Genomic DNA, 10,967 nt, shown 5'->3' on the forward strand with positions numbered 1-10,967 from the left:
GGCGTCTCAGAATATATTCTGAGGATGTTCATCTTCTGCAAGGAGAGGGGATCTTAAAAGAAAATGATAAAAATATTCATCAACAGAGAATAAATTTACCTTATTTCTTTATCTTGCGTAGCACTTTCTTAATCGGCAACTTTTCATTGGCAAAGCCATACAGTGCGGCAAAAGGCAAAGCGGTGCGGGCCAAATACGGCACCCGCCATAATCCGCCATGGTTGGCACCTTTCATCATCAGTTCCAGCGGATGATCCAGATGGGTTTCCGGATTGGCAACCGATTCCGGATGACGCAGGTCATAAATCCACAAAGCAGCCATTAAGGCATTGGTGGTTTCAGGGCTAAACGATTCCACGTCGAACAGGCTGGCACCACTGAAGGCGGCTTTTAATAACGGATTTTTGGTCACTGAATGGGTTGTGGTAGACGGCGCAATATTAATACTGACCCGTTGTCCATAATGACGCGCCAGTGTTGCACGCCACTGCTGGATTCGTTTGGCCAAAGCATAGTTTGGACCTTGCTCGACCACCAGACAGTCCGCAATCCCATATTCCTGACCATTGTCGGAAGGAATGAGCGTGTGTAGATTCTGCTGGAAAAAACGCTGGGCGGTAACGGTTGAAATGCCTTTACTCAGAAGCTGACGGACTTTGGAACGGCACTGGAACTTGTCATAAGACGCTTCGACCACTTCCTTTGGAATGGCATAGACATCGGTTGGCGTGCACATGAACATTAAACTGGTGTCCGATTTTTGCTCACTGACATATTCCATGATGCTATCCATGGCCATGGCAACACGAACATGTTTTTCACCATCGAGATAGGCAATAGCCGCCAAATCAAGCTGATGTTCACTTTGGCTTAACCAGTGGGCAATTTCAGGCGTTTGGGTGAGTAAATCTGCGCCTAATTTTTCTTTCAGTACCTTGCTTGAGGTATCTTCTGCCAGTTTTTCCGTGCAAGGGGCATACAGTGTGGCGTTGCCTTGCTGAATGGTGTTGAGGATTCTGTCCCACACCCGGGTATTGGGTAAGTCTACGGCAATAATATTGGCTTTCCAGCGTGCCAGCCAGGTGAGCGGACCGGCTTCAGACCCTGCACCAAATAGCACCATGGTACGGTCTGAAAGATCAAACCATTCCGGATGGGCCTGTGCCGTTCGCAAGGCATCTGCATGGCTGCATTCGATAATGCCCGCATCTTGCCAGATCTGGATTTGATCCAGTAAAGCCTGACCTTTTAGCTTTTGTCCTTTATAGGGAACATACCATTCTGGTGCAATATCACTTTCGCCTTTGAGCTGAATGGTATACAAGGTGGCGGTATCGACATCTTTCATGATGTCTTTCAATAAATAGCGTTGACCATCACGATAAAAGTCAAAGCTATGATGGGCTTTATGCAAGCCTTGTTTGGCAATGGTAATGGAATTGTTGATGGTGCGAATACCGTGTTCTACCAAGGCCTTGAAATAAATCGGGTAGTGCTTGCGCCAATTTTTTTCGGCAAGTGCATCCATGGATGACTTGTTATCAACAATAGACAGGGCTTCAGCAATAATTTCTTTGCCTGTTTGGGTGGTACTGGCTTTTTTGCTGTGGGGATTGATGGGGAATTGAAGACCATTTAATGAAGTGGACATGCAAAAGATCTCTTTTTTTTGCGCATTTATATACAGATGTCTACATTATCTATGCCAAAATGATTTGTGGGGTAGCATTTAATGACAAAATTATGTAAATCTTTATTGAATATACGCAGCAAAAAAGGAGCATTAAGCTCCTTAATTTTTTAAATATTCGAATGTTCTTTATTGAAAAAAACCAGTGAAGTGTTTTAATGCCTAAATATCGGGTGATTCTATTTTGAAAAATAGCTTTAAAAAGGCACTTGCATCAGTTTATTCAAAAAGTGGCCAATAAGGCGGGGTTCAATAATAATCGTCATTATTACCCCATACGCCGCTCCCCATAAATGCGCACTATGATTGATGTTGGAGTTGCCGCGTTTGCCTGACCAGACGCTATAAGCCACATACAGTATGGCAAAAATAATCGCAGGCACAGGAATAAAGAACACAAAGATCAATTTCCACGGTTCAAACAGAATATAGGCAAACAGCACGGCAGATACCGCACCGGAAGCCCCTAAACTGGCCCAACGATGATCATTACGATGCTTTAGATAGCTTGGCAAAATGGCAAAAATCAGGCCACCCAAATAAAACAGCACAAAGCCCAAATCGTACATATATTGCCGATAAAAACTTTCAATCACGCTGCCAAAAAAGAACAGGGTAATCATGTTGAACAGCAGATGAGTCCCGTCTGCATGCACAAAACCATGGGTAATAAAACGATCATATTGTCCACGCTGCATTGCTGGCGGCCAGAAAATGAGTCGGCTCATGACTTTCTGGTTGGAAAAGGCAACCAGCGAGATAATAACGGTAATAAGAATCAGGGTAACAGTATGGTTAAAAGGTAAATCCAACATAAAAGCAAGTTCTACATTTCAAAATCTATTGTTCATAATGCCATTAAATGGCAGCTTAAGTGGAACTTTCACAATAAATCCGACAATTTTAGTTGAATTTATGAAATTACCCCACATCTTCAGTTAAAATGGACACTTCAGCTTGAGGAAAAATTGTTATGTCGACTGAGAACACCAGCACTGCAGTTGCAGAAGAGATTCCAAACTTATTGATTACTCCGACTGCTCAAGAGTATTTAAAGGATTTGTTAGAAAAGCAAAATACGCCAGGTATTGGGGTGCGTGTTTTTGTGGAAAATCCTGGTACGCCACGTGCTGAATGTTGTATGGCATATAGTGCACCTGACGAAGTTGTTCCAACTGACTATAAACAGGATTACCCGGATTTTCCGGCATTTATTGATACTCCATCTATTCCGTATTTGCTGGATGCCGTGATTGACTACAATAAAGATCGTTTTGGCGGTCAACTGACATTCCGTGCACCCAATTCTAAAGTGCCGCGTGTAGGTCCGGATGCCTCGGTAGAAGAGCGCATTACCTATGTGCTTCAGTCTGAAATTAACCCGGGACTTGCAGGCCATGGTGGTAACTGTGCACTGGTTGAAGTGGTGGAAGATGAAGAACACGGTTTAACTGCGGTACTGAAATTTGGTGGCGGTTGCCAAGGCTGTTCGTCTATCGACCTGACCTTGAAACAGGGCGTAGAAACTACCTTGAAACAGCATGTACCTGAATTGATGCGTGTAGTTGACCAAACTGACCACAGTAACACCGAAGGTGCTTATTTTAAATAAGCGCAAATGATTTATAAAAAAAACCTCCATTACGGAGGTTTTTTTATAAGAGGCAAGAAAGACGCATGATGTGGCTTTTTATATATCGGTCTTATGAGGCATCAAGGTTTAAAATTTTCTGTGCCGTTTCAGCATAATAGAATTTCTCTAAATAGGCTATGGCACGTTCACGCAGATATGCAGATGAGACCAGTTTTTGCACAATAGGTGCCAATAATTGCTGCAATTCATGTTGAATCAAGGCTTCATCAATATTCAGGTCACGTAGCAACAGATCAAAAGGGCGTTCCTGATTGCGGATGTACCAGCCATAAACACCATCATGGACTTGCTGTTGCAAGTAATCCGTCTGACGGATATGATCCCAGATTTCATGGCCTAAATTCACCGTGTTACCGAGATCCTGAACTTCAATATAATTTTTCAGTACCGTTAAAGGCATATCCTTGATTTTATGCCAGAGGTTGGCCTGAAAATGATAGAGCTTTTCGTCATCAAAATGCTGATTTAAAACATGCTCACTCATTTGGCTCAGTTTTAAAATATTCTTCTGCAAATAATGTGCAACGGTTTCATCCAGATTTGAATCGGTCACGGTTTCCAAAACCGATTTGCCCATTTTCATAAAACGGGACACGCCAGGCACCCGTTTCGCCATGACTGAATTATCGACATAGTCCTGAATGGAATGCTGAATAAGTTGGCTAATCATGGCGGAAAAGGCAGGATTATTGACCACCGTTTTAATCAAGCGCTGGCGGTGAGCACTTTTGCTCGCGACATATTGGGCAATTTTGTCGATGGTTAAAACTGGAATGACATCGGCTATTTTAGTGCTCTCGTTGAGCGGATGAACCAGGGCAAAACGCAGATGCTCCGTAATCTGCTCAATTAAAAAGCTGCTCGCTGGGGTGGCTAAAACCTGCTTTTGCAACAGTGCATTGATTTGCTCAAAGGACCAGATCTGTTGCAGCGGCTGTTTTCTAAACCACTGATAAAAATTCAGGAATTCAGTTTGAATCGTTGCAGTATGTGAAAACTCTTGGTCTAAAAAGTCAAGATGAGCTTCAATCAACTGCTCAATCATCGGATGTTTTTGCATACTTTCTCGAAAAAATTAATTTAATGGAATAAGTTTATCCGCTAGCGGGTTTTTCATTTTTTGGGTTTTGGCAAGAAAAGGTAAATAGTAGGCTGCCACTTCCTGCTCTGCTTCCAAAATCGGCATGTGTCCCACATTATTAAGGATGACAGGAGCCTCAGCGCGTTTCAATAACGATTTTAATTCATTTGCCACTTCAACATTAATAATTTTGTCCTGCTTGCCCCAAAGAATCAGGGTAGGGGCTTCTACCGTTCGGGTAAGACGGGCAAAGGATTCTGGGGTATAAATACGGTTCAGCGCCACCAGCTGATCAATCAGTTTGCCATTCTTGGCTGCTTGCGTGATCAGGTAATTCTCTTGTGCAGATTTCAAGGCGTTGGATAAGCTGGGCGGATTTTGCATGACCCGATGCATCACCTGTTCCAGATCGCCAGGTTTAGACACAATCAGCTGTTTCAGGGTCACCGGGTCTTTGGAATAGCGGGTCTTGGCCTGGGTATAAATACCTGCGCTATTGAGCAGAAACAGGCTTTGCGTATCAAATGGATATTGTGATGCATAGACGGTGGCAATCGATCCGCCCAGGGAATGGCCGGCCACATTCAGTTTATCTTCTACATCAATGGCTTCAACAAAACGGCGCAGGCTTTCTGTCACATTGGGTACAGAAGCATCAAAGTTTTCAGACGTTCTGGTTTCACCATTATTGGGTAAGTCGGGAATGATGACATGATAGTAAGGCGTTAAAAAATGAGCCACCCGATTCCAGTTGTCCCGATTCCCGGCTAAACCATGAATCAGCAGAATGGTCGGTTTTTGCCGTGATCCTCCTTCATTGTAAGTCCAGCTAATCTCACCGACTTGAATGGTTCTGGCTTTTAACCCGGCTTCATTGCGTTCCTGAACCAGATAGTTGTGCAAATTTATTTTTTCTGTATTCGGTTTGGTGCTTTGAGCCATAGCCATGCTTGTAAAACAGCAGGCTGTAACAAGACAGAGGTTGCGTACAAATCGAGAAAAATTTGAACCGGGCTGTGTCATTGATGATCATCCTTGAAGACTCATGCCGATAATATTTATAGGTCAAGAATAAAAATTATCTAATTTCAGACAGCATCTAATTTTTTTAAATGTCTGTAGTTTATTGTAAATATTATTAAAGAAATGTCACTGAATTGTTTTTTGAACCCGGTAACTGGAAAGTTTTAAAATGTGAACTGTGTCTTTTTTTGGACCCAATAAAAATATTTTGTAACGCAGTCAGAAACTGAACAGCTATGATTTTTTGCAAGTGACTTTCGGTTTTCATGGCATTAAAATGTTCCAACTTAAAACATTGGAAGACCAGCATGCTAACAGCAGAAGAAGCTTTAGATCGTTTAAAAAAAGGGAACCAGCGTTTTGTAAATGGTGAAACGACGCATTCTAAACTTTTGTCTCACCAGCAACGTGCAGAAATGGCAGAAAGCCAGGAACCGTTTGCAATTGTATTAGGCTGTTCAGACTCACGTGTACCGGCTGAAATGGTTTTTGACCAGGGGCTAGGTGACTTATTTGTGATTCGTGTAGCCGGCAATATTGTTGCGCCATCACAAGTCGGTAGTGTTGAATTTGCGGCGGACAGTTTTGGCTGTCCTGTAGTGATTGTTTTGGGGCATACCCATTGTGGCGCCATTCATTCCACCATTGAGGCATTGACCAATCCAGCAGCTCCGCCATCAGCCAACTTGATGTCGATTGTTAACCGGGTACGTCCTTCAGTTGAAATTTTAATGCAAACCGAACTCAAAGATGACTTGGATAAACTGTCCAAACATGCCGTACGTTCCAACGTTTTTGCATCCGTAAACCAGTTGCGTCACGGTTCTGCGGTATTGGAAAATTTGATTGCCCAAGGCAAGTTAAAAGTAGTGGGCGCAGAGTACTCGCTTGAAACGGGTGAAGTCACTTTCTTTGATTTTTAAGTTAAAAGTCAAAAGTCAGGATTTATAAAAGGCGCTTTATAAAGCGCCTTTTATATAGGGATAAGCATTGTTCAGCAAGATGCTTTGGGCAGAGGCATTGGGATGAACCAGATCGGCTTGCATCAGGTTTTTCTTGCCAGCCACACCTTCTAAAAAGAATGGCAGCAATTTCACATTATGCTGCTGACTGACAATCTTGTAATTTTTTTCAAAAGCCTTGCTATAAGCAGTGCCGTAATTGGGCGGAATTTTCATTCCAAATATAATGACTTTGGCTTTTGCCTTTTGACTGTGCTGCACTAAAGTCGCCAGGTTTTTTTGAATCAAGAGCGGTGGCTGACCGCGTAAACCATCATTCCCGCCCAGTTCAATCACCACAATATGCGGCTTATAGGTTTGCAGCAATTTGGGCAGGCGTGCCACGGCGCCACTGGTGGTTTCACCACTGACACTGGCATTGACCACTTTATGCTGTTTCGGATACTGTTGGTCTAGACGTTTCTGTAATAATGCTACCCAGCCTTGCTGTGCCTGTATGCCATAACCCGCACTAATACTGTCACCCACAATCATAATGGTTTTAGCAGATGCCATGACTGGAGTAAGCCCCAGACTGAGCATGGCCAAGTAAGGCAATACAAGAGTTTTCAGATTGCGATTTTGCATATAGGGATTTTATGACCCACGTTAATAGCGACCATTCCATCATGCCACAAGTGATTATCTCTGCACAGCAGCTTAGCCAAAAGATCAAATTTGCCCAAAAAGAACTCAGCATTTTTGAAAATCTAAGCTTTGATATTCACCGTGGTGAACAGGTAGCAATTACCGGACGATCCGGTTCCGGTAAATCGACCCTGCTGGGTATTCTGGCGACGCTGGATCAGGCCAGTTCAGGAAAATTGCAGGTCTGTGGACAATCGATTACCCAATTGAATGAAGAACAGCGAGCACTGGTGCGCTTAAAAAATATCGGTTTTGTATTTCAGTCCTTTCAGCTGTTACCGCACTTAACGGCGGTGGAAAATGTGATGTTGCCGCTACGCTTACAGCAGAATTTTAACTTTGCTGCAGCGGAAAAAAAGGCTTTGGCCTTGCTGAAAAAAGTCGGCCTAGAACGCCAGGCCCAGCAAACGCCGAAAGTCTTGTCGGGGGGCGAGCAGCAACGGGTGGCGATTGCCCGTGCCTTAATTAGCGACCCGCAAATTATTTTTGCCGATGAACCGACCGGTAATCTGGATGCACAAACGGCCAAGGAAATTGAACAGCTGCTGTTTCAGCTGAATCGTGAGTTTGGCACCACGCTGGTGCTGGTGACCCATGATTCAACATTGGCCCAGCAATGCCAGCGGCATTTTGAGTTGCGTGATGGCCATTTGATCGAACATGGCTCGGGAGAGGACTGAAATGAATCGATTATTTCGGCCACTGCTGACGCAAAGCTTTAAAAGCAGCGGTGTTTATCTGCTGATCATTGCCTTGACCCTGGCGATTAGTGCCACAACTGCGCTGAAATTTAGCAATGAACAGATTCAAAATGCCGTGGCGCTCCAGGCCGCAGAAATGCTGGCAGCAGACCTGGTGCTGACCGACAATCAGCCGCTGGAACAAAAGTGGCAGAATCAGGCCAGGCAATTAAAACTGCAACAATCCCAAGTCACCGCATTCAGTTCAATGGCACATACCCAGGACCAGTTTGTTATGGTGAATGTGAAAGCCATCGATCAGGCATTTCCCTTGCGCGGGGAGCTTCGGGTCCTGCCACAGGCACAAACCATCCAGCCCGGCGAGGTCTGGATGAGTCCGCGTGCCATGGATTTATTGCAGGTTAAAGTGGGAGATACAGTCAATATTGCCGATGCACAGTTTAAGATTACGGCAAAAATTGAGCATGATTCCAATCAGGAACTGGGCTTTTCCGGCTTTTCGCCAACGGTGATGATTTCCCGTAGCGACGTAGCCAAAACCAATGCCATTCAGGTGGGCAGCCGTGCCGAGTACCGGTTGTTGATGGCAGGAGACCCTCAGCAGACCAGACAGTTTGAGCAAAATTTCAAGAAGTCTCAGCAAGGTAATCCATCTAAAACAGCCGATGAGGTACAAACTGCTGATAATCAAAATAGCCTCAGGTTAAGAAATGCCAGCGAAGGCAATACCCGTTTAATGAAGCCGATTGCCAATCTGGATACTTTCCTGCAACTGAGCAATATCTTGACCATTTTGCTGTGCGGGATTGCAATTGCCCTGACCAGCCAGCGTTATGTACAACAAAATCAGGACAATATTGCATTGATGCTTTGCATTGGTGCGACACGAGGGCAGATTCTCAATGCCTATCTCAGCTTGTTGGCTGTGGTCTTAATGATTGCCATAGCGATTGGCAGTCTGGCTGGAATCGCACTGGGCTATGGTTTGCTGCAACTGATGCTGCAACTGATTCCAAATTTGCAGATGGAGTTTTCTGCCGGGGAAATGCTGCTGGGACCATTACCGGTTGCCATGCTGACCAGTGCTGTGGTGCTATTGGGATTCATTGTTCCCAGTCTGTGGCAATTACTCAATACCCCACCGATTCGGGTCATTCGCCAGCAGGAAAAATCGGTACAGTCAATGCTCTGGATGTTGGTGATGGGCACAGCCAGCTTGGCACTGTTCAGTATTGTGCTGACTGAAAATCTTGTGCTGACCGCCTGGGTGATGGGGGCGATTGTGCTGCTGTGTACCATCCTCTATTTAATGATCTGGGGCTGTTTAAAGTTCATCAAAAACCTGAAAGGGGCAATTTCAGCCTATGTGCGGGTGCCGTATCAAACCGCTTTTCAAATTACCGCTCTGGCACTGGGCCTGAGTCTGATGACAGTGTTGACCGTGTTGCGGACCGATTTGCTGGAGCGTTGGCAACAGCAATTGCCGGAAGGCACTCCCAACCAGTTTGTGTATGGTCTGCCGCCGTTTGATATGCCTGCCTTCAAAGCTCAGATGAAACAACACGGCTGGCCAAGCACGCCCTTATATCCCAATATTCGTGGTCGCCTAGTCGCAAAGAACGATCAGCCTTTTGCGGCAGATCTGGTCAAAAGCAACAATTCTTTACGCCGTGAACTGAATTTAACCCAGACCACAGAATATCCGGTGGACAATATTATCCTGCAGGGCACGGCAGCCTTGAAGCATCCGGGTGAAGTGTCGGTTGAAGCCAAAACCGCAGCAGAGCTGGGCATTAAAATCGGCGATCGGCTCACCTTTAGCCTGCCTGAAGGCCAGATTCAGGCCAAGGTGGTGAACTTGCGCAGTGTGGAATGGGAAAGTTTCAGTCCGAATTTTTTCTTTATTTTTGCACCCAACACCATGGATGAAAATGCCGGCAGCTATTTAGGCAGTTTTTACGTGCCGGAACAGGATAAAAACCAGATGGTCTCGGTAATTCAGCAATTTTCCAACACCGTTTTTATTGATGTCAGCCTGATTCTGGATGAGGTCAAACGCCTGGTGAATGTGCTGGTGCAAATTATTACCATTCTGGCGCTGTTGGTCAGTGTATCGGGGATTCTGGTGTTAATTGCCTGTTTAAACCTGTTGATGGATGAACGCAAACGTGAAGTGGCTTTGCTGCGTTCATTCGGCAGTTCCAAGCAAAAGCTCAAACAGATGATGACCCTGGAAATTGGCTTTATGGGATTCATGGCAGGAATAGTATCTTGCCTGTTTGCCGAAGTGATCAGTGCCATTGCCAGTTACAAAATGAATCTGCTGATTCAGGCCCACTGGCAAATCTGGCTGATTTTACCCATACTCATGACGCTACTGTGTGCGCTGATTGGTCGTTATCGTTTAAGTTATCTCTGTGATATTCCGCCACTGCAAAGTTTGCGAGAGATGAATCAATAGATTTCTCTCTAAACTGGAAAATCTAAAAATGCAGTTGTGCCCGCATGGCGGCCAATATTTGCCGCCAGACCGGTTCCAGAATCTGCACTTGCTGCATGCACTAGGCATACAGCAGATAACAGCTGATGATGCCTACCGTCATGCCTGCAACAAAAACCAACTTGGGTTTATGTATTCGTTGTCCCACATACCAGATTATTGTTAGCACCGCACCCATCAACATGCCGCCAATATGTGCGGCATTGTTAATTCCGGCAATGGTAAAGCCAATCAGCAGGTTAATCCCCATAATCATAAGCAGGCTTTTTTTATCTAGAATAAAGCGCTGTTTCGGTAACCCGGGCAGTAGCGCTAAAACCGTCAATGCACTGCCTATACCCATCACGGCACCGGATGCACCGGCACTGACGGTAGGAAGCAGTGTCGGGTCATTGCTTTGCAAGAGTTCAAAGCTATTCTGAATATCGATGAAACCGCTCAGTAAACTGCCCATCAGACCGGCAAGAATATAAAGTCCCAGATAATAAAACCGGCCTAAAAGCTGTTCGGCCACACTACCAAAAATATACAGCGCCCACATGTTCAGCATTAAATGAATCGGTGGTGTTTCAAAAAGTATGCTGAAAAAAACAATATGGCTTTTGATAAAATAGAGGTATGAAAATAACGCTACAAATCAAATGTCCTACCTGTCTAAGTAACAATATA

The 10,967-nt window shown here is 44.8% G+C and carries 10 protein-coding genes; 4 read left to right on the forward strand and 6 right to left on the reverse strand.

All coding sequences use genetic code 11. From position 1 onward, the window contains the following. Nucleotides 1-100: 100 nt before the first annotated feature. A complete protein-coding gene (locus tag ACPUEY_RS07965) occupies nt 101-1,651 on the reverse strand; it encodes a hypothetical protein (protein ID WP_261183448.1) in 1,551 nt (516 codons plus the stop codon). Nucleotides 1,652-1,887: 236 nt separating this feature from the next. Next, a complete protein-coding gene (locus ACPUEY_RS07970) occupies nt 1,888-2,505 on the reverse strand; it encodes a rhomboid family intramembrane serine protease (RefSeq protein WP_425121730.1) in 618 nt (205 codons plus the stop codon). A 158-nt stretch (nt 2,506-2,663) separates the two neighbouring features. On the opposite strand from ACPUEY_RS07970, the gene nfuA reads away from it, so the two are divergent. After that, nucleotides 2,664-3,302 carry a Fe-S biogenesis protein NfuA gene (gene nfuA / locus ACPUEY_RS07975; RefSeq protein ID WP_092818742.1) on the forward strand — a complete coding sequence of 213 codons (639 nt, stop codon included), beginning with the start codon at nt 2,664-2,666 and terminating at the stop codon, nt 3,300-3,302. Nucleotides 3,303-3,393: 91 nt separating this feature from the next. Here nfuA and ACPUEY_RS07980 read toward each other — a convergent pair whose 3' ends face one another. Beyond that, nucleotides 3,394-4,404: a hypothetical protein gene (locus tag ACPUEY_RS07980; protein WP_425121731.1), complete on the reverse strand. Its 1,011-nt coding sequence runs from the start codon at nt 4,402-4,404 to the stop codon at nt 3,394-3,396. Between the two features lie 15 nt (nt 4,405-4,419). Next, nucleotides 4,420-5,373, reverse strand: coding sequence for an alpha/beta fold hydrolase (locus tag ACPUEY_RS07985; protein WP_425121732.1), 954 nt, complete (start codon nt 5,371-5,373; stop codon nt 4,420-4,422). A 383-nt stretch (nt 5,374-5,756) separates the two neighbouring features. Here ACPUEY_RS07985 and ACPUEY_RS07990 point away from each other — a divergent pair, with 383 nt between their 5' ends. Then, complete coding sequence (locus ACPUEY_RS07990) at nt 5,757-6,371, forward strand: carbonic anhydrase (protein WP_092818738.1); 615 nt, start codon at nt 5,757-5,759, stop codon at nt 6,369-6,371. A 36-nt stretch (nt 6,372-6,407) separates the two neighbouring features. Here the strand turns inward: ACPUEY_RS07990 and ACPUEY_RS07995 are convergent, their stop codons facing one another. Further along, nucleotides 6,408-6,992 (reverse strand): arylesterase, encoded by a 585-nt coding sequence (locus ACPUEY_RS07995; protein ID WP_425121737.1) that lies wholly within the window; start codon nt 6,990-6,992, stop codon nt 6,408-6,410. A gap of 56 nt (nt 6,993-7,048) precedes the next feature. On the opposite strand from ACPUEY_RS07995, the gene ACPUEY_RS08000 reads away from it, so the two are divergent. Further along, nucleotides 7,049-7,777 (forward strand): ABC transporter ATP-binding protein, encoded by a 729-nt coding sequence (locus ACPUEY_RS08000; RefSeq protein ID WP_425121733.1) that lies wholly within the window; start codon nt 7,049-7,051, stop codon nt 7,775-7,777. 1 nt (nt 7,778) lies between these two features. Next, nucleotides 7,779-10,259, forward strand: coding sequence for an ABC transporter permease (locus ACPUEY_RS08005; protein WP_425121734.1), 2,481 nt, complete (start codon nt 7,779-7,781; stop codon nt 10,257-10,259). 100 nt (nt 10,260-10,359) lie between these two features. Here ACPUEY_RS08005 and ACPUEY_RS08010 read toward each other — a convergent pair whose 3' ends face one another. Continuing rightward, the gene (locus ACPUEY_RS08010; protein ID WP_425121738.1) at nt 10,360-10,905 is read right to left on the reverse strand and encodes a rhomboid family intramembrane serine protease; all 546 of its coding nucleotides are present in this window, start codon (nt 10,903-10,905) and stop codon (nt 10,360-10,362) included. Between the last annotated feature and the right edge of the window lie 62 nt (nt 10,906-10,967).

Source organism: Acinetobacter sp. G11 (genome assembly GCF_049808495.1).
In the GTDB taxonomy this organism is placed as follows: Bacteria; Pseudomonadota; Gammaproteobacteria; order Pseudomonadales; family Moraxellaceae; genus Acinetobacter; species Acinetobacter kookii.